Consider the following 19670-nt stretch of genomic DNA (forward strand, 5'->3'; position numbering starts at 1 on the left):
GCAAAGCTTTGCATGAAATAAATGAGCATATTGAAAATGAGATGTTTTTTAAAAGTTAAACACGTCCAATAGGCGTGTTTTTCTATTGCAAAAATTTAATAAACGGCACGCATAAGCACTCTCAATTGAGGGTGCTTTTTATATACATTGAAATTTAGAGAGAAGGGGTTTATTTCATCAGGAGAGGAAGAGGGCATCATGACAAATATGAATATTACAAGGAGGCCAACTATGCAGCACAGTACAGATACAGCATATGCATTTTTCTGGGGAGGCGGTTTTTCAGTAGTCTCTTATTTAATTGGAGGATGGGACAACTTGATTGTAGCCCTATCCATTTTTATGATCGTGGATTATATCACCGGCATTATGATCGGCATCAATGACCGTAAATTGAACAGCAAAATTGCCTTTAAAGGCATTATGAAAAAGGCTGCTATGTTTTTAGCGATTATTGTTGCGGTTCAATTGGATTCGATCACAGGAGACGGTGAGGGATATTTCATCAGATACACACTCATCATGTTTTTAATCGGGATGGAAGGTATCAGTATTGTTGAGAATATGGGCCATCTTGGTATCAAGTTGCCGGCAATTATAAGCGAAAGATTCGCTCAATTAAGAGAAGAGCCGGAAAAGAAAAGAGAGGATGACGCATCATGACTAAAATCGCATGGGATGCAGGACACGGATTGAATACATCTGGCAAACGAACACCATCGGGCGAACGAGAATGGTCATTTAATAATAAAGTGATTCGAGCCGCAATGGATTATCTTGAACAGTATCAGGATGTAGATCAGATTCGGGTGGATGATCCGACTGGCCGGGTAGATGTGGCTTTATCTATCCGGGTTAAGAGAGCGAATGACTTTGGTGCTGATGCATACATTAGTGCGCACCATAATGCTTATGAAGGTGTATGGGGCACGCATACCGGCACAGAAACATATGTCATGGAGCCAGCTTCTGCAAATCCAAAGTCTATGGCACTTGCCAGTGCAGTGCATCCTGGGCTTGTGAAAGCAATGGGACTGTCTGATCGTGGGATTAAAGCAGCTAACTTCCACGTGCTCCGTGAGACGAATATGGCAGCCATTCTTACTGAAGGCGGGTATATGGACAGTTCGATTGATATAAAGCGCATGCGTTCTGATACCGTGTTAAAAGCTGCAGGTGAAGCAATCGCCAAAGGTGTAGTAAATCACTATGGTCTGAAGCGTAAGCCAAAGCCAAGCGTGAAGATTAATCCGAAGTATACAACGAATCCAGCTGACCGAATCGGCACAGTTATGATCGGTAAACAGGCGATGAACTACCGGACTGAGCCATCACTCGATGCTCCTGTTATTCGTGTACTTCCTGCAGGTCATGGATCAGGAAAAAAGACTGTTCACATATATGAAGAAAAGGGTGACTGGATCCGCCTTGGAGCGGGATGGATTAGCAATGCTGATGGCAAGTATGCAACAGTCAAAAAGTATCCACCGAAGCCGAAAAAGGATATCTATCGTGTCATTATCGATGGCATTCAGGTAGGTGCTTATTCAGAAGATGATAACGCACTAAGTGAAGCAAGAAAGGCAATTGCTGCAGGTAAGAAAAACATCAAGATCGAAAAGGTGTAAAGGAAAGATCCCTGCTTTAACCGGCAGGGGTCTTACTAGATTTATGGCATCTTACAAAATCAAATCTTCTTTCTACCCAGCTTTGAACGCACAGCTCTTTGTTTTCAATGTATTCACATAAATCGTACATGTTATCACTAGGCGAACCATCAGTATTGTTGTTAAATTCAAAAACAAAGTTTTCGTAGTATTCCTTTTTTACTTTAAAATAAATCTTACCCTCATCCTTCTCCTCTAAAAAGGATACACGGTATTCATCAAGAGCAGTTAGAAGCATCATTGTTGCTGGCCAATTTGCAACTGGGTTGTATTTCTTCATTTTTAATCCCCATTCGTTTTTCTATAATATTACATTAAATCCATTAATATAAATAATAACTTTTGAGTTATTTAATAAATAAGCATTGCCCTGTGGAACAAATGTTCTTATAATAATCGAAAAGGGGCGATTGCTATCGAAGATCAAAACAGGGACAGAGGAACAATCAAGTGGACTTCAATGATGCTGCCTGAACACGTTGAAAAGCTGCGTGATTTCTTTGAATATGAATATGATGCAGAGAAGCAGCCAATCATGGATGAAAATATGATGGAATTGATCTTCCTCACGATCCAGGAATCAATGGAGTTTGGTCAGCAAGTAGAGTTAAAAATATTTAAAGGCCATAAAAAAGAATTAGTGTCCGGCCATGTGAAAATGATTGAATATCAGCAACGTTACATATTAATAGAAGAGAATGGTCAGGAAAAGAAAATAAAATTTGATGAAGTGGTCGGTGTAAATCACGCATAAAAATCCCCCACTTTAAAAAGCAGGGGATCATATCACAAAAATATCACAAGATAAAAAACTTCTGCGTACTCTCACATACAATTTTGAAATCAGTGTTATAATCTTTGTTGAGAAACTTCATTATAAATACTCCTGAATACACCTAAAAATGATGTTGATGTATCTTGAAGATACAATCTCCTATCAGGAAAATGACTAAAGGAGCGTGTGTATGCCCGAAGGAAAAATCATGAAAGCCCTCAGCGGTTTTTATTACGTAAAAGATCAGGACGCAGTCATCCAGTGCAGAGGACGCGGGATATTCCGTAAGAATAAAATCACGCCTCTCGTTGGTGATTATGTAGAGTACCAGGCAGAGAATGATCAGGAAGGTTACCTTCTTGATATCCAGAGCAGAAAAAATGAACTGGTGCGTCCGCCAATTGCGAATGTTGATCAGGCGGTTCTTGTTTTCTCGGCAGTTGAACCGGATTTCAGTACTTCTTTACTGGACAGGTTTCTCGTACTTGTTGAGAGCCATGACATCAGACCTGTCATTTGTATCTCAAAAATTGATCTTCTGGATGAAGAACAGGAAAAAATGATTCAGCATTATGCCGAAGATTATAAAAAAATTGGCTATGAGGTTATTTTAACTTCAGCTAAGTGGGAAGAAAGCATGGCGCTTTTAAAGCCTGTTTTAGATGATCATGTGACAGTATTTGCAGGTCAGTCAGGAGTCGGGAAATCATCTATTTTAAATGCATTAAGACCTGATCTTGAATTAAAAACAGACGAAATTTCAAGCTCTCTTGGAAGAGGGAAGCATACAACGCGTCATGTTGAACTGATCGAGATCGGAGAAGGGTTCGTCGCTGACACACCGGGCTTTAGTGCGCTCGAATTCTCAGAGCTTGAGCTTGAAGCATTATCAGACTGTTTCCCCGAGATGGCAGAAGCTTCAGCGCACTGCAAGTTCAGAGGCTGTCTTCATATGAATGAACCTAAATGTGCGGTGAAGTCAGCCGTTGAAACAGATGATATAAAGCAATACCGGTATGACCACTATCAGCAATTTTATGAAGAAATAAAATCCAGAAAGCCGAGGTATTAGATCTATGGTTAAAATTGCACCATCCATCTTATCAGCAGACTTTTCAAAGCTTGGTGATGAAGTCCGTGAAGTAGAAAAAGGAGGCGCTGACTACATCCATATTGATGTGATGGATGGCATGTTTGTGCCAAACATTACAATGGGCGCTTTAGTAGTTGAGGCGATTCGTCCAGTCACTTCTCTTACACTGGATGTTCACTTAATGATTGAACAGCCCGAACGTTATGTGGAATCATTTGCTAAAGCAGGTGCTGATATCATTTCAGTCCATGTAGAAGCAACTAAACATCTTCACAGAACCATTCAATTAATTAAATCAACTGGTGTGAAAGCAGGGATTGTACTGAATCCGCACACGCCGGTTGAAGCGATCAGACATTGTCTGAGTGAAGCGGATCTTGTACTCGTGATGACTGTAAACCCGGGATTCGGCGGCCAGTCATTTATTAAGGAAACAGTAACCAAAATCAAAGAGCTGAATGAATTAAGAAATCATGAACGCTACAGCTATGAAATTGAAGTTGATGGAGGCGTAACAGACGAAACGATCGCGCTGTGTACAAATGCAGGAGCAGATGTTGCAGTGGCCGGTTCTTATGTATACGGAAAAAATGACCGCGGGGCTGCGATTCAATCACTGAAGAAAGCTGCAAAATAACTGGGATAAACGTACAGAGGAGTTATATACATTCTCTGTACGTTTATTCTTTAATCAATTAGTTTATCATATTTTTATTATGTTAACAAAGAGGTGGTTATATGATTAATTTAGTTGGCGGAGGGCCCATAAATGAAAAATGGTTTGAGACGTTGGACAAAAGCGGTCAGTGGGTAGGCGTGGACAGAGGTGCTCACTATCTACTGCAGAAAAATATCCAATTTAACCATGCATTCGGTGACTTTGATTCAGTTTCACCTGAAGAATTCATGATGATCAGAGAAAAAGTTGAACATATTCATGATGAACCGCCGGAAAAAGATATGACGGATATGGAAATTGCACTAAACTGGGCGCTTAAACAGGATCAGCCGGTCAGAGTGATTGGTGTCACGGGTGGAAGGCTGGATCATTTTTTTGGAAATATTCAGCTGCTGTTATCACAGCAGGCATTGGAACATCCTTATACAATTGTAATAGAAGACGAAAAAAACCTGATAAGCTGTCATTTTCCTGGAAGATTTAGAGCAGAGAAAAATGAACTGTACCCTTACCTGTCATTTATCCCTTTTACAACAAACGTAAAGGGATTAACGCTTTCCGGTGTCAAGTACCCGCTCAGCCGGCGTCACATTACATATGGTATGACATTGACACTCAGCAATGAAATTGTTGATGACTTTGCTTCTATTTCATTTGAAGACGGCATATTAATGATGATAAGAAGCAGAGATTAGCAGGGAGGGAGTCATATGCGCTTCTATTCAATCAAGCTGCCGAGAATGCTCGGAGGAATGGTAAGAGGGGTATTAAGTCTATTCAGAAGGAGAACAGCATAGCACATAGATAAAAAAGGCCTGAAGATCATAATGATCTTCAGGCCTTTTTACGTTAATCATTTATTACACGCGTTCTACTTTGCCTGATTTCAGAGCACGAGCAGAAACCCAAACACGCTTAGGCTTACCATCAACAAGAATACGAACTTTTTGAAGGTTAGCGCCCCATGTACGCTTGTTAGCGTTCATTGCGTGGGAACGAGCGTTACCAGAACGTGTTTTACGACCTGTTACAACACATTGTTTTGCCATTCTATTCCCCTCCTAACAAATGAAGCTGAAAACATTGTTTCAATCTTTCACTTAGTCAATCACACTTTAACTAATTTATCATAAGGACATACATTATGCAATAAAAATAATTACTTCTATCAAGTTTTTTTGCTTTACACGTCAAGAAACGTGATAAATACTGTTTATCTTTCATTCAAAGCTGTAGTATAGTAAAATATCTGTAGCCAAAACAGTATTCAAAGGGGGAGCACTACATGTCGATTGAATTAACTACCAAATATGGTCAGATCGATATCTCAAATGACGTCATAGCAATGGTTGCCGGTGGAGCAGCGATCGAATGTTACGGGATCGTCGGGATGGCATCCAAGCATCAGATCCGCGATGGGCTCACCGATATTTTAAGACGTGAAAATTTTACCCGTGGCGTTATCGTACGTCAGGATGGCGATAAAGTAACGATTGATATGTATATAATTGTGGGATATGGAACAAAAATTTCAGAAGTTGCTCACAACGTTCAGTCATCAGTAAAATACACACTTGATAAAACTGTTGGGCTTTCAGTAGAAGCAGTCAATATTTTTGTTCAGGGAGTCAGGGTGACGAACCTGTGATAGGAGGAAAGTTTTGTGATTAGAAAAGAAATAGACGGCAATACGTTTGCTGGAATGGTACTTCAGGGGGCAGCCTGCCTCTCAAATAATGCAGATAAAGTGGATGCACTGAACGTTTTTCCTGTACCTGATGGAGACACAGGAACAAATATGAACCTTTCAATGACTTCAGGGTCAAAAGAGGTTAAAAACAATACAGGAGACCACCTTGGGAAGGTTTCAACTGCACTTTCAAAAGGTTTATTAATGGGTGCGCGCGGTAACTCAGGTGTAATCTTATCCCAGCTGTTCAGAGGTTTTGGTAAATCTGTTGAATCCAAATCGGTGCTAACTGCAAAGGACTTTGCAGAGGCACTGGACGCAGGTGTTGCTTCTGCTTATAAAGCAGTGATGAAGCCGGTTGAAGGAACCATTCTGACTGTTGCAAAAGATGCTGCTAAAAAGGCAGTTGAAACAGCTGAAACAGAAGAAGACATAACGAAGCTGATGGAAATCACGCTTGAAGAAGCAAAAGCATCACTCAAGCGCACGCCGGATCTGCTTCCTGTCTTAAAAGAAGTTGGCGTTGTAGATAGCGGCGGCCAGGGGCTGGTTCATGTATATGAAGGCTTCCTTGCAGAATTAAGAGGTGAAAAGATTTCTGACTCTCCTTCAGCTCCTTCAATGGACGAGCTTGTAAGTGCAGAGCACCACATCGGTGTGCAGGGCTTTATGAACACTGAAGACATAGAGTTTGGATACTGTACTGAATTTATGGTCAAATTCGAAGAGAAAAAGCTGTCAGAAAATCCTTACGATGAAATGAAATTCCGTGAAGATTTGAGTGAGCTTGGAGATTCGCTGCTGGTTATTTCAGATGATGAAGTGGCTAAGGTACATATACACACTGAAGAGCCTGGGAAAGCACTTTCGCAGGGGCAGTTGTATGGAAGCCTGATCAAAATGAAAATCGAAAATATGCGTGAACAGCATACAGAAATTGTTGGAGAAGGTCATCGTGCCGCTGAAAAGCCGTCCAAGCCGGCAGAAAAACAGCCCTATGCAATCATTACAGTTGCAATGGGTGAAGGGATTTCTGAGCTATTCAAGAGCATCGGTGCGACAGGTGTAATTGAAGGCGGTCAGACAATGAATCCGAGTACGGAGGATATTGTAAAAGCGATCGAAGAATCCAATGCAGACCGCGTCATCATCCTGCCAAATAACAAAAATATTATCATGGCTGCTGAACAGGCTGCAGAAGTAGTTGAGATGGAAGCAGTCGTAATTCCGACTAAAACAGTGCCTCAGGGAATGGCATCTATTCTTGCGTTTAACCCATCCGGAGAACTTGCGGAAAATGCGGAAACTATGACTGAAGCACTTCAGCACGTAAAAACAGGACAGGTAACATTCGCTGTCCGTGATACTTCCATCGATGGGATTACTATTAAAAAAGATGATCACATGGGCATTGCTGAAAGTAAAATCGTTACATCAGGAAGCAGCCGTTTTGAAACAGTAAAACAGCTTCTTGAGCACATGGTTGACGATGAGTCAGAAATCATTACAGTCCTATACGGTGAAGATTCACCCGAAGAGGAAGTTTCAGAAATTGAAGCTTACATTGAAGAGCAGTATCCGGACGTTGAAATTGAAATTCATAACGGTAGACAGCCGCTTTACTCTTATATCCTTTCAATTGAATAAGGTCATTGAAAATTAAGATGAAACAAGAGAAAATAGAAGGGCAGGGCCCTTCTATTTTTTTGAAGTGTCAAAAATTGTTTGTATGAAAGAGGGAACAGCAATGAAATACAAAAGTGTATTCGATATTATTGGTCCTGTCATGATTGGACCTTCATCTTCTCATACTGCCGGAGCAGCAAGAATCGGAAAAATGGCCAGGGAGCTTTTTGGGAGGGATCCTGAATGGGCAAACATTTCTTTTTACGGATCTTTTGCCAAAACCTATAAAGGTCATGGAACAGACGTTGCGATTATTGGCGGAATCATGGACTTTGAAACAGATGATGAGCGAATTATTGAAGCAAAAAGAATTGCCAGAGAAAAAGGTATCAGAATTAAAATACGCGAAGAAGAAGCGCTGACTGACCACCCAAACACTGCAAGAATTAAGCTTGGGGATAAGAACGGTGAAATGGAGCTTGTCGGGATCTCAATCGGTGGAGGGAAAATTGAAATCATCGAATTAAACGGATTTGAACTGAGTCTCACAGGACACCATCCGGCTATTCTCGTTGTGCATGAAGACCGCTTTGGCGCTGTAGCAGCAGTTTCAACTGTGTTAGCGAGACATAAAATGAACATCGGGAAAATGGATGTTTCAAGACAGGATGTCGGCAAAATGGCATTAATGACAATTGAAGTGGATCAGCATATCGAAGATGCATTGCTTGAGGAGCTAAAAGCGCTGCCTGAAGTTACACAGGTAACGAAAATTGCTGATTAAAAAAGTGATAGCGCTTACAATCTAGGAGGGTTAACATGTTTAGAAATGTTGCAGAGCTGGTTGAACTGGCTGAAACACATAACAAAAAAATCTCAGACATTATGATTGAACAGGAAATGGAAGTGCGTAACAAGACGCGTGAAGAAGTCTTCGATACGATGGATCGAAACCTGACTGTTATGGAAGAAGCAGTCGAACGCGGGCTTAAAGGGGTTAAATCACATTCAGGTTTAACCGGCGGCGATGCAGTATTGATCCAGAATTATATTGCATCCGGTAAATCACTTTCAGGAGAACTGCTGCTTGATGCAGTCAGTAAAGCGGTTGCTACGAATGAAGTGAATGCGGCGATGGGTACAATCTGTGCAACACCGACTGCCGGATCTGCCGGTGTTGTGCCGGGCACGCTTTTTGCTGTTCAGAACAAACTGAATCCTACGCGTGAAGAAAAGCTCAGATTTCTTTTCACTTCAGGCGCGTTCGGTTTTGTAGTGGCAAATAATGCATCCATTTCAGGTGCAGCCGGGGGATGTCAGGCAGAAGTTGGTTCTGCAGCAGGAATGGCGGCAGCAGCAATTACTGAAATGGCGGGCGGAACACCTGCGCAATGCGCTGAAGCGATGGCGATTACGCTGAAAAATATGCTTGGACTTGTTTGTGATCCGGTTGCAGGTCTTGTTGAAGTTCCGTGTGTGAAGAGAAATGCAATGGGAGCAGCAAATGCAATGGTAGCAGCGGATATGGCGCTCGCCGGTGTGACAAGCAGAATTCCGTGTGATGAAGTCATTGACGCAATGTATAAAATCGGCCAGACAATGCCGGTAGCCTTACGTGAAACAGCTCAGGGCGGATTGGCAGCGACACCTACCGGCCGGGAGCTGGAGGCGAAAATTTTTGGATTCTCTCTTGATAAAAAATCCTGATCATCCATTGTTGAAACCAGTTTCGGTGCTGCAGGGAGTCGGTGAAGAAACAGGATCTCAATTGGCTGATATGGGTATTCATACAGTATCAGACCTGATTAATTATCTGCCTTACCGGTATGATGATTTCAGGCTGAAAGACTTATCAGAAGCTGCTCATGAGGAGCGCGTAACCGTTGAAGGCAGTGTTCATAGTGAACCTGCCCTTCAATTTTATGGGCGTAAAAAATCGAGGCTGACATTCAGGCTGCTGACCGGACCTCATAGTGTAAAAGTGACTTTCTTCAACCAGCCCTATCTTAAAAAGAAAGTAAATCTGCACGATAAAATTACGGTCACAGGTAAGTGGGACAGACAGCGACAGTTGATTACAGCACAGACTTATAAGCTCGGAGAAGGTGTTCAGGAAGAGCTGTTCGCGCCTGTTTACCCCCTCAAAGGTAATATGACTAACAGGACATTGAGAAAGTTTATTAAGCAGGCACTTGAGCTTTACAGTGATTCCCTGACAGAGACGTTACCAGAACCGCTGTTGATGAAATATAAATTAGTTAATCGGAAAGAAGCGCTTCATGCAATGCATTTTCCTTCTTCACCTGAAAGTATGAAGCAGGCGAGAAGAAGGTTCGTTTATGAAGAATTCTTTTATTTTCAGTTGAAAATGCAGGGCTTAAGAAAAGTTGAAAGGGAACAGTCGGAAGGTGTCCGCTTTCAATATGACGCTGATAAGCTGAGGGAGTTTACAGATCAGCTACCCTTCCCGCTGACAGGCGCACAGAAAAGAGTGCTGAAGGAAATATTTACAGATCTCACTTCACTATTTAGAATGAACCGTCTGCTCCAGGGTGACGTTGGGTCAGGTAAAACAGTTGTAGCGGCAATCGCTCTTTATGCTGTCATTACAGCAGGGTATCAGGGAGCGCTGATGGTGCCAACAGAAATTCTGGCTGAACAGCACGCTGAGTCACTTTCAGCGTTGTTTGCTGAGACAGATGTAAATGTTGCCCTTTTGACAAGCTCAGTTAAAGGAAAGAAAAGAAAGCTTTTACTTGAACAGCTGAAACAGGGAGAAATTGATCTGCTCGTCGGTACGCATGCATTGATTCAGGATGAGGTGGATTTTCAGAACCTTGGACTGGTAATTACAGACGAACAGCACCGGTTTGGTGTTCAGCAAAGGCGGGTACTCCGTGAAAAAGGTGAAAGTCCTGATGTGTTATTTATGACAGCTACACCGATACCTCGAACGCTTGCAATCACAGTGTTCGGTGAAATGGATGTATCAATCATCGATGAGATGCCCGCAGGCCGAAAGCCGATCGAAACATATTGGGTAAAAGAAAACATGATGAACCGGATATTGAGTTTTATCGAAAAAGAGCTGGCTCAGGGCAGGCAGGCTTACGTGATCTGTCCATTAATCGAAGAGTCTGACAAGCTGGATGTTCAGAACGCGATCGACGTCCACGCGCAGCTCACTCAATATTATGCAGGCAGATATGTAGCGGGATTAATGCACGGCCGGCTCCACCCTGAAGAAAAAGAGGCAATCATGAAGCAGTTTGCTGAAAATAAAACGCATATCCTCGTCTCCACGACAGTAGTAGAAGTAGGGGTTAATGTGCCTAACGCTTCTGTGATGCTGATCTATGATGCAGAACGATTCGGACTCTCCCAGCTGCATCAGCTGAGAGGACGTGTCGGGCGGGGAAGTGATCAGTCATACTGCATTCTGATGGCGGATCCAAAGAACGAAGTCGGTAAAGAACGGATGAAAATCATGACTGAGACAAATGATGGATTCGTACTCAGTGAAAAAGATCTTGAGCTAAGAGGCCCCGGCGACTTCTTCGGACGCAAACAAAGCGGAATGCCTGAATTCAGAGTAGCGGACATGGTACATGATTACAGAGCACTCGAAACCGCAAGAGATGACGCACACCAGCTGATCGAAAGCGATGCATTCTGGCACAACGAAGAATACGAACCATTGCGAAGCTACCTCCAGGCAGAAGGAGTCATCAGCGGCGGAAAGCTGGATTAATTTTTAAATTAATACGTATATATATGAATAATGAATAGATTTATATAACGTTTGTAGATGGCATAACTATGTTATATGAATTCTGAGTGTAGCGGAGCGTAAGGCGGCGACTCCGGGACGATTAGTTGGAAGCTGAGACCCCGCAGGCGCAGCCGAGGAGGCTCAGCAACAACCGTCCGGAAAGCGTCCGCCTGAAGTGAAGTGGAACGATTAGAATTAGAGAACCTGAGACTGATTTGTCCCAGGTTCTTTTTTATAGATAAATTAAATCCTTAACACCGTCTCTCCAATATTCTTTGCAAAAAGGACTATTTATTTATATACTACTATTAGTACCAAGTGTTAGTATCGGACGGTGAGGAAATGAAACGCACAAAAAAAGAGCGTCAGGCGGAACTGACGAATAAAATCGAGGAAACACCATTTGTAACGGATGATGAGCTTGCCAGGTTTTTTGATGTCAGCGTTCAGACGATCCGGCTCGACCGTATGGAATTGTCAATTCCGGAACTGAGAGAGCGTATCAAGCATGTAGCTGAACAGACCTTTGAAGATGAAGTAAGGTCATTACCGATTGATGAAGTAATCGGGGAAATTATTGACGTGGAGCTTGATGATCACGCCATCTCTATTTTGGATGTGCAAAAAGAGCATGTCTTCCAGAGAAACAATATTGCAAGGGGACACCACCTGTTTGCGCAGGCAAACTCACTTGCTGTTGCCCTGATCAATGACGACCTTGCACTGACTGCTAAGGCGTCCATTGAATTTTGCAAGCCTGTACGTTCCGGTGAACGGGTAATTTCAAAAGCAAAAGCCATCAGGAATGATGGACGCAGAACAATTGTTGAGGTGAAGTCCTCAGTCGGCAAGGAAATTGTATTCAAAGGTGAATTTGAGATGTACCGTTCATCTGCTGAAAAGGAGGAAGATTAAATTGATTATTGCAGTAGACGCTATGGGCGGGGATCACGCTCCCGGAGAAATTGTAAAGGGGGTTGTTAAGGCTGCAGCCGGAAATTCGTCTTTAACCATCAGGCTTTATGGAGATGAAAAACAAATTCAGCCTTTATTGGGTAATGAAAAAAATATTGAAGTCATACATACAGATGAAGTCATACTCTCAACGGATGAACCTGTCAGAGCGGTCAGAAGAAAGAAAAATGCTTCAATGGTCCTGATGGCGCAGGCTGTAAAGGATAAAGAAGCAGATGCCTGTGTATCAGCGGGTAACACCGGTGCATTAATGGCTGCCGGGCTCTTCGTCGTAGGAAGAATAAAAGGGATCGACCGTCCTGCGCTCTCACCTACACTCCCTACAATCGACGGTCAGGGTTTTGTTATGCTGGATCTCGGAGCAAATGCAGATGCGAAGCCTGAACATATTCTTCAATATGCAATTATGGGCAGTATTTACGCTGAACAGGTCAGGGGAATTAAAAACCCGACAGTCGGTCTGCTGAATATCGGTACTGAAGAAGGTAAAGGTAATGACCTGACGAAACAGGCATACGCACTGCTTCAGGAATCAGGCCTGAATTTTGTCGGGAATGTGGAATCACGTGATCTGCTGAACGGTGTAAGTGACGTTGTTGTTACAGACGGCTTTACTGGGAATATGGTGTTAAAAACGATTGAAGGGACTGCGCAGGCACTCTTTGGCATGCTGAAGGAGACATTTACATCATCAGTCAAAACCAAGCTTGCAGCAGGCCTTGTTAAAAATGATTTAAGACAGTTAAAAGGGAAGCTTGATTATACTGAATACGGCGGTGCAGGGTTGTTCGGATTGAATGCGCCTGTCATAAAAGCGCATGGTTCTTCCAATGCAACAGCTGTATATAATGCAATCAAGCAGGCCCATACAATGGCTGAAAATGATGTAAGCGGAAAGATATCCGCATCATTAAATCAATAAAGAGAGGTTTTTCTGATGGCGAAAATTGCAGTATTATTTCCGGGCCAGGGCGCCCAGACAGTTGGAATGGGGAATGAAATCGCGCAAAGCTATGATGCGGCGGGAGAGATTTTTAATCAGGCTTCAGCTATCCTTGGTGAAGAATTTGTCACACTGATGAAGGAAGGTCCCCAGGAAGATTTAACAAAAACAACAAATGCGCAGCCTGCTCTTTTGACTGCGAGCATTGCGATCTTAAATGTATTGAAGGAAAAAGGCATTCATATGGATTATGTCGCCGGGCACAGCTTAGGTGAATATTCCGCACTTGTTGCAGCGGATGCTGTATCTTTTCAGGACGCATTGAAGACTGTAAGAAAACGCGGTGAATTAATGGAAGAAGCTGTACCAAATGGAGCAGGCGGCATGGCGGCCGTGCTTGGGATGGACCGTGATGCACTGAAATCGGTAACGGATGAAGTAACAGGAAATGGTGAGGCTGTTCAGCTGGCTAATCTGAACTGTCCCGGGCAAATCGTTATTTCAGGCACTGCAAAAGGTGTTGAGCAGGCATCGGCACTTGCAAAAGAGCGCGGCGCTAAAAGGTGCCTTCCGTTAAATGTAAGCGGACCTTTCCATTCTTCGTTAATGAAACCTGCTGCTGCAAAGTTTGAAGGTGAACTGCAAAACATCACAATTTCAGATGCTTCAGTTCCTGTTATCGCAAATGTTACAGCTGATGCAGTATTTGAAGCGGATAAAATCCAAAAGCTTTTAGTGACACAGCTTTATTCACCTGTTCTATGGGAAGATACAGTTGAAAAGCTGATTGATCTTGGTGTAGATACATTTATTGAAGCGGGTCCGGGAAAAGTATTATCCGGTCTTGTGAAAAAAATAAATCGCAGAGCGACAGTGTATCCGGTGTATGATCAGGAAACACTTGAACTGGCACTGCAGAAGCTTGGAGGAGAATAACATGAAATTAGAAGGCAAAACAGCCGTCGTAACAGGTGCTTCACGGGGGATTGGCCGCTCGATTGCGATTGAGCTCGCTAAAAACGGAGCAAATGTAGTCGTGAACTATAGCGGCAGTGAAGAAAAAGCAAAGGAAACAGCTAAAGAGGTTGAAGCGGCCGGAACGAAGGCGCTTGTATTTAAAGCAGATGTATCAAACGCTGATGATGTTCAGGCGATGCTGAAAGAGACTGTCAGCACATTCGGCAGTATTGATATTCTGGTGAACAATGCAGGGATTACAAAAGATAACCTGCTGATGAGAATGAAGGAAGAAGACTGGGATCAGGTGATGGATATTAACCTGAAAAGTGTTTTCCTGACAACAAAAGCAGCTGCACGTCCGATGATGAAGCAGCGTAAAGGGAAAATTATCAATGTGTCATCTATTGTCGGTGTGATGGGTAACGCAGGACAGGCAAATTATGTTGCTTCGAAAGCGGGCGTGATTGGTCTTACAAAGACATCTGCTAAAGAGCTTGCTGCAAGAGGGATTAACGTGAATGCTGTTGCACCTGGTTTTATTGAAACAGATATGACCGGTGAACTTGCTGAAGATGTCCAGGCATCAATGAAACAGATGATCCCGCTTGACCGTTTTGGCAAGCCTGAGGATATCGCAAAAGCAGTTGTCTTTTTAGCATCAGAAGATTCGGATTATATTACAGGCCAGACGATTCATATAGATGGTGGAATGGTGATGTAAAAAGCCTGTTTTAATCAGCGCTGTTTTACACTATAATACTTGAAGGGAGGTGAACGAACATGGCAGAAGTATTAGACCGCGTAACGAAAATCATCGTTGACCGTTTAGGTGTGGATGAATCTGAAGTTAAGCTTGAAGCTTCTTTCAAGGAAGATCTTGGTGCTGATTCTCTTGATGTAGTAGAATTAGTAATGGAGCTTGAAGATGAATTTGATATGGAAATTTCTGATGAAGATGCAGAAAAGATTGGTACCGTTGGAGACGCAGTGAGTTACATAGAAAGCAAAATGTAATCAGCCGGGACGAACCATTCTACACGCTTGGCATGATTCCTTCATGCCAAGCTTTTGTATTTAAAATGGTGTTCATAAGGACTGCGGCAAAAAACGTACAGCAGGATCATGTTGAAATGAAAATGAAAATGAATATGAATGGCAAGGTGAAGTCGGAGTGGGTAAATATAAAAGAGAGCAATACTCAAGAGGATTAGAACAAAAGTTCAAAGAATTTCAAGAGAAACATCAAATCCAGTTTCAGAATCAGAAATTAATCATGACGGCATTTACTCATTCATCATATGTGAATGAACACCGTAAAAAGCCTTATGAGGATAATGAAAGACTGGAGTTTCTGGGTGATGCTGTACTTGAATTATCAGTTTCTCATTATCTGTTTAACAAATATCCTTCTATGAGTGAAGGGGAGATGACGAAATTACGGGCGGCCATCGTATGCGAACCTTCATTGGTCATTTTTGCGAACGAAATGGACTTTGGTAATTTAATTCTGCTTGGTAAAGGGGAAGAACAGACAGGCGGCAGAATGCGACCAGCATTACTTGCTGACGTGTTTGAAGCATTTATTGGTGCGTTATATCTTGATCAGGGAATGGAGCCAGTGAGGCAGATCCTTGAAAAAGTTGTATTCCCTAAAGTAGATACCGGTGCTTTTTCGCATGTGATGGATTATAAGAGTCAGCTTCAGGAGTTTATTCAGCGTAATCATTCAGGTACGCTTCAATATGAAATATTAAAAGAAAAAGGACCTGCCCATAACCGTGAATTCGTCTCAAGAGTAAAGCTTGGAGATGAAGAACTTGGTACAGGAACCGGGCGCTCTAAAAAAGAGGCAGAACAGCATGCGGCCGAGCAGGCGCTTGTATATTTAAAAAAGTCAGGAAGCCGGGAGAATAAATAATGTATGTAAAACAGCTTGAAGTGCTCGGCTTTAAATCTTTTGCCGAGAAAGTACAGATCGACTTTGTGCCAGGTGTTACAGCTGTTGTTGGACCTAACGGCAGTGGAAAAAGTAATATTACTGAGGCAATCAGATGGGTACTTGGAGAACAATCTGCCAAATCATTGCGCGGCGGGAAAATGGAAGATGTCATTTTCTCAGGAAGTGATTCGAGAAAACAGCTGAATTTTGCTGAAGTATCACTTGTACTTGATAACACGGATGGAGCACTGCCGCTTGATTATGCAGAGGTAAGCGTTACACGCCGTGTTTTCCGTACAGGTGACAGTGAGTATTTATTAAATGGTTCTGCCTGCAGATTAAAAGATATTACAGAGCTCTTCATTGACTCAGGATTAGGAAAAGAAGCTTTTTCAATCATTGGACAGGGCAGAGTGGATCAGATTCTGAACAGTAAACCTGAAGAGAGAAGAGTCATTTTAGAAGAAGCAGCAGGCGTATTAAAATATAAAGGCCGGAGAAAAAAAGCCGACCAGCGTCTTGATGAAACGCAGGACAACCTGTACCGTGTGCAGGATATTCTTCATGAATTAAGTGCCCAGGTAGAGCCTCTGAAACAGCAGGCTTCTTTGGCGCGGGAATATCTGGCTTATAAAGATGATCTTAAAAAGACTGAATCCGGGCTGCTCGCTTATGAAGCGGAAGAGATGACAGCTGAGTGGGAATCCAAGGAAGCTGAACTGATCAGAGTCAAAGAACACGAACAAAAGCTCAGGCTGAAACTCGATGAGGACGATGAAGCACTGAATGCAAAGCAGAAAGAACGTTCAGTCTGCGAAAAAAGCATTGAAGAGCTTCAATCCACTCTGCTGACTGTTACAAAAGAAGCAGAGCAGCTGGAGGGCCGTCGCCAGGTATTAATTGAAAGACAGAAAAATGCTGATCAGAATGAAGATCAGTTAAAACAGAAAGTTAAAGATTTAAATGATCAGCTCATCAAAGTGACAGAAAGAATCACTCAAAAAGAGCAGGTTGCTGAAGAAGTTAAAAAAGACATTGCCCAAATTAAAAAACAGATCGCTGAAACAGACAGCGTTCTTGGCACATCAATAGATCAAATTGAACAGGACCTTGAAAGGGCAAAAAACGATTACTTTGAAACGCTGAATAACAAAACAACCATTCAAAATGAATTAAATTATCTGAATCAGCAGCGTGACCAGGAGCATAAAAGAGCTGAAAAGCTGACCGGGACTAATGCGCGCTACATTGAAGAGCGTGAAAAATGGAATGAGAAGCATGAAAAGCTGAACGCTAAAGCTGAAGAAATAACGGATGAACTGACTGCAACTGCGGCGGATTATAAAACTGCTGTGAAAAAAAGAGATGACATCAGAGCGGAACTGGCTGATTTAGAAAAGAATCTTTATAAAGCTTATCAGTTTGTCAGTGAGGCGAAGTCCCGAAAATCCATGCTGGAATCGATGGAAGAAGAGTTTTCAGGCTTTTATCAGGGAGTTAAAGAAGTACTTAAAAACCGTGGCGGCAAATTAAAAGGGATTGAAGGTGCTGTCGCTGAGCTGATTGATGTCCCTAAAGAATATGAAACGGCAGTTGAAACAGCACTGGGTGCTTCCATGCAAAGTATTGTTACAGGAAATGAAGCGGATGCCAGGCAGGCAATTCAATTCCTGAAGCAAAGTCGTGCAGGACGTGCGACCTTCCTTCCGATGTCGGTTATAAAATCAAGAACTTTACCGGAATCTCTGATTACAAGAGCGTCAGAGCATGATGATTTTATCAGTGCTGCTTCTGATCTTGTAGCGTTTGACAGCAAGTATAAGCAGGTGATTGAAAATCTGCTGGGTCACGTAGTAGTTGTTAAATCTTTAAAGGGTGCAAATGAACTTGCGAAAATACTGCAGTACAGATACCGCATTGTCACACTTGAGGGAGATATCGTTAATCCGGGAGGTTCAATGAGCGGTGGCTCTCAGGCTAAAAAGACTTCTTCGATCTTCTCGAGGAAAAACGAACTGGATCAGCTGAGCAGTCAGATTCCAAATTACGAAGAAACTGCTGTGAAGCTCGAGCAGAAAGTCCAAAGTCTGAAAAATCAGGCTGCTGAATTTGAGCACGAGATGGATACTCACCGGATGAAAGGTGAGCAGCTAAGGGTGAAGGAAGCAGAGCTGAAAGCAGATCTCCGTGAAGTGGAAACTGCGATCAGACAGGCTGATGAGCAATTGAAGCTGTATGACCTCGAAATGGCTGAATTCACTCATTCAAAGGGTTCATTTGAGGATAAAGCAGTTGAACTGCAGAGGCATGCCGCAGAAGCGGAAATGCAGCTTGCTGAGCTGGATCAGATGATTAAAAACCTGACGAAGCAAAGAGAAACACAGCAGTCTTCAAAGGATGAAATGGTTGAGGTGAAATCCGGTCTTCAGGCGAGACTGGCTGTTGCAGAAGAGAAAGCCTCTCAAATTAGACGTGAGTTGAGAGAATCTGAACTGCTGAAAACAGAAATAAACGAAAAATATGAACGGTCCAAGGAAGATCTGAAATGGCTGACTGAAGAGATGTCATCAGGAGAAGGACAGGCAGATCAGCTTCACAGTCAGATCCAGACGAAGCAGGATGAAAGCCTGGCGCTATCTAAAAAGCTCAATGACATTAAGCAGCAGCGTGAAGCACTTGAAATAGAACTTCAGGAACTGACAGCCTCCTATAAAGAATCAAGCAGAATCCATCATGGTCTGCTTGAACAGATCAATGAATTAAAACTGAGTGCCGGAAAGCTGTCATCTGATATAGATTACAGATTAAATAAGCTGCAGGAAGAATATGAATTATCCTTCCACGCCGCAAAAGAAGAGTACCCTCTACAAATGGAACCGGCTGATGCCAGATCAAAAGTGAAGCTGATCAAGCTGTCAATTTCAGAGCTTGGCCACGTCAATATTGGCGCAATCGAAGAATATGACCGTGTGTCCGAACGATATGAGTTTCTGCTCGACCAGCAGAACGACCTTCAGGAAGCAAAAGAGAATTTGCTTTCTGTGATTGAGGAAATGGATGCAGAGATGTCGAGAAGATTCAGTGATACGTTCCATCAGGTGAAGGAGCACTTTTCAAGTGTCTTTCAGAAGCTCTTTGGCGGAGGACATGCTGAACTGAAGCTGACAAACCCGGATGATATGTTGTCAACAGGTATTGATATTGTAGCGCAGCCTCCTGGCAAAAAGCTCCAGAACTTAAGTCTGTTATCAGGAGGAGAGCGTGCCTTAACAGCGATTGCACTGCTGTTTTCAATTCTGCATGTACGGCCTGTGCCGTTTTGTATCCTTGATGAAGTAGAGGCCGCACTTGATGAAGCAAATGTTCAGCGATTCAGCGATTACCTGCATCAGTTCAGTGAGCAGTCTCAATTTATCGTGATCACTCACCGTAAAGGAACAATGGAGGGTGCGGACGTATTATACGGTGTTACTATGCAGGAGTCAGGTGTATCCAAGCTTGTATCTGTTAAGCTTGAAGAGCAAATAAATATGAATTAAAGGGGACAGGGC

General features: G+C 42.7%; 21 protein-coding genes. 19 read left to right on the forward strand and 2 right to left on the reverse strand.

Translation table 11 applies throughout. From position 1 onward, the window contains the following. Positions 1 to 231: 231 nt before the first annotated feature. Positions 232 to 663, forward strand: coding sequence for a phage holin family protein (locus tag UFB30_RS05475; RefSeq protein ID WP_322420688.1), 432 nt, complete (start codon positions 232 to 234; stop codon positions 661 to 663). Continuing rightward, complete coding sequence (locus UFB30_RS05480; protein ID WP_322420689.1) at positions 660 to 1628, forward strand: N-acetylmuramoyl-L-alanine amidase; 969 nt, start codon at positions 660 to 662, stop codon at positions 1626 to 1628. Before UFB30_RS05475 ends, UFB30_RS05480 begins: the two co-directional genes overlap by 4 nt. A 16-nt stretch (positions 1629 to 1644) precedes the next feature. Here UFB30_RS05480 and UFB30_RS05485 read toward each other — a convergent pair whose 3' ends face one another. After that, entirely contained in the window at positions 1645 to 1947 is a 303-nt protein-coding gene (locus UFB30_RS05485; RefSeq protein ID WP_322420690.1) for a hypothetical protein, read from the reverse strand. A 180-nt stretch (positions 1948 to 2127) separates the two neighbouring features. On the opposite strand from UFB30_RS05485, the gene UFB30_RS05490 reads away from it, so the two are divergent. The 5 genes from UFB30_RS05490 to spoVM all read left to right on the forward strand — a co-directional run bounded on the left by UFB30_RS05490 (position 2128) and on the right by spoVM (position 5011). Next, positions 2128 to 2421 carry a YolD-like family protein gene (locus UFB30_RS05490; protein ID WP_322420691.1) on the forward strand — a complete coding sequence of 98 codons (294 nt, stop codon included), beginning with the start codon at positions 2128 to 2130 and terminating at the stop codon, positions 2419 to 2421. A 211-nt stretch (positions 2422 to 2632) separates the two neighbouring features. Next, a complete protein-coding gene (rsgA, locus tag UFB30_RS05495; protein WP_322420692.1) occupies positions 2633 to 3514 on the forward strand; it encodes a ribosome small subunit-dependent GTPase A in 882 nt (293 codons plus the stop codon). A 4-nt stretch (positions 3515 to 3518) separates the two neighbouring features. After that, positions 3519 to 4172 carry a ribulose-phosphate 3-epimerase gene (gene rpe, locus UFB30_RS05500; RefSeq protein ID WP_322420693.1) on the forward strand — a complete coding sequence of 218 codons (654 nt, stop codon included), beginning with the start codon at positions 3519 to 3521 and terminating at the stop codon, positions 4170 to 4172. A gap of 101 nt (positions 4173 to 4273) precedes the next feature. After that, positions 4274 to 4909 (forward strand): thiamine diphosphokinase, encoded by a 636-nt coding sequence (locus UFB30_RS05505; protein ID WP_322420694.1) that lies wholly within the window; start codon positions 4274 to 4276, stop codon positions 4907 to 4909. Positions 4910 to 4924: 15 nt separating this feature from the next. Next, the gene (spoVM, locus tag UFB30_RS16620; protein ID WP_039808808.1) at positions 4925 to 5011 is read left to right on the forward strand and encodes a stage V sporulation protein SpoVM; all 87 of its coding nucleotides are present in this window, start codon (positions 4925 to 4927) and stop codon (positions 5009 to 5011) included. A gap of 63 nt (positions 5012 to 5074) precedes the next feature. On the opposite strand, the gene rpmB is transcribed toward spoVM, so the two are convergent. Next, on the reverse strand, positions 5075 to 5263 hold the full coding sequence (gene rpmB / locus UFB30_RS05510; protein WP_039808810.1) for a 50S ribosomal protein L28: 189 nt from the start codon (positions 5261 to 5263) through the stop codon (positions 5075 to 5077). A gap of 236 nt (positions 5264 to 5499) precedes the next feature. On the opposite strand from rpmB, the gene UFB30_RS05515 reads away from it, so the two are divergent. From UFB30_RS05515 to smc, 12 genes are all read left to right on the forward strand, one after another. Then, positions 5500 to 5862 carry an Asp23/Gls24 family envelope stress response protein gene (locus UFB30_RS05515; RefSeq protein ID WP_039808812.1) on the forward strand — a complete coding sequence of 121 codons (363 nt, stop codon included), beginning with the start codon at positions 5500 to 5502 and terminating at the stop codon, positions 5860 to 5862. A 54-nt stretch (positions 5863 to 5916) separates the two neighbouring features. Then, on the forward strand, positions 5917 to 7551 hold the full coding sequence (locus UFB30_RS05520) for a DAK2 domain-containing protein (protein WP_322421519.1): 1635 nt from the start codon (positions 5917 to 5919) through the stop codon (positions 7549 to 7551). Between the two features lie 100 nt (positions 7552 to 7651). Continuing rightward, complete coding sequence (gene sdaAB / locus UFB30_RS05525) at positions 7652 to 8314, forward strand: L-serine ammonia-lyase, iron-sulfur-dependent subunit beta (RefSeq protein ID WP_322420695.1); 663 nt, start codon at positions 7652 to 7654, stop codon at positions 8312 to 8314. 35 nt (positions 8315 to 8349) lie between these two features. Continuing rightward, the gene (sdaAA, locus tag UFB30_RS05530; RefSeq protein ID WP_322420696.1) at positions 8350 to 9237 is read left to right on the forward strand and encodes an L-serine ammonia-lyase, iron-sulfur-dependent, subunit alpha; all 888 of its coding nucleotides are present in this window, start codon (positions 8350 to 8352) and stop codon (positions 9235 to 9237) included. After that, a complete protein-coding gene (recG, locus tag UFB30_RS05535; RefSeq protein ID WP_322420697.1) occupies positions 9209 to 11281 on the forward strand; it encodes an ATP-dependent DNA helicase RecG in 2073 nt (690 codons plus the stop codon). The genes sdaAA and recG overlap by 29 nt, the downstream gene beginning before the upstream one ends. A gap of 363 nt (positions 11282 to 11644) precedes the next feature. Continuing rightward, positions 11645 to 12217 carry a transcription factor FapR gene (gene fapR, locus UFB30_RS05540; RefSeq protein WP_322420698.1) on the forward strand — a complete coding sequence of 191 codons (573 nt, stop codon included), beginning with the start codon at positions 11645 to 11647 and terminating at the stop codon, positions 12215 to 12217. 1 nt (position 12218) lies between these two features. Then, positions 12219 to 13199 carry a phosphate acyltransferase PlsX gene (plsX, locus tag UFB30_RS05545; protein ID WP_322420699.1) on the forward strand — a complete coding sequence of 327 codons (981 nt, stop codon included), beginning with the start codon at positions 12219 to 12221 and terminating at the stop codon, positions 13197 to 13199. Between the two features lie 15 nt (positions 13200 to 13214). Beyond that, positions 13215 to 14156, forward strand: coding sequence for an ACP S-malonyltransferase (fabD, locus tag UFB30_RS05550; RefSeq protein WP_322420700.1), 942 nt, complete (start codon positions 13215 to 13217; stop codon positions 14154 to 14156). A 1-nt stretch (position 14157) separates the two neighbouring features. Then, on the forward strand, positions 14158 to 14901 hold the full coding sequence (gene fabG, locus UFB30_RS05555) for a 3-oxoacyl-[acyl-carrier-protein] reductase (RefSeq protein WP_322420701.1): 744 nt from the start codon (positions 14158 to 14160) through the stop codon (positions 14899 to 14901). A gap of 59 nt (positions 14902 to 14960) precedes the next feature. Continuing rightward, positions 14961 to 15194, forward strand: a complete 234-nt coding sequence (acpP, locus tag UFB30_RS05560) for an acyl carrier protein (protein WP_039808828.1) — start codon at positions 14961 to 14963, stop codon at positions 15192 to 15194. A gap of 157 nt (positions 15195 to 15351) precedes the next feature. Then, positions 15352 to 16098 carry a ribonuclease III gene (rnc, locus tag UFB30_RS05565; protein WP_322420702.1) on the forward strand — a complete coding sequence of 249 codons (747 nt, stop codon included), beginning with the start codon at positions 15352 to 15354 and terminating at the stop codon, positions 16096 to 16098. After that, positions 16098 to 19658, forward strand: a complete 3561-nt coding sequence (smc, locus tag UFB30_RS05570) for a chromosome segregation protein SMC (RefSeq protein WP_322420703.1) — start codon at positions 16098 to 16100, stop codon at positions 19656 to 19658. The genes rnc and smc overlap by 1 nt, the downstream gene beginning before the upstream one ends. The last annotated feature ends 12 nt before the right edge of the window (positions 19659 to 19670 follow it).

This window comes from Jeotgalibacillus haloalkalitolerans, from assembly GCF_034427455.1.
GTDB classification, from domain to species: Bacteria; Bacillota; Bacilli; order Bacillales; family Jeotgalibacillaceae; genus Jeotgalibacillus; species Jeotgalibacillus haloalkalitolerans.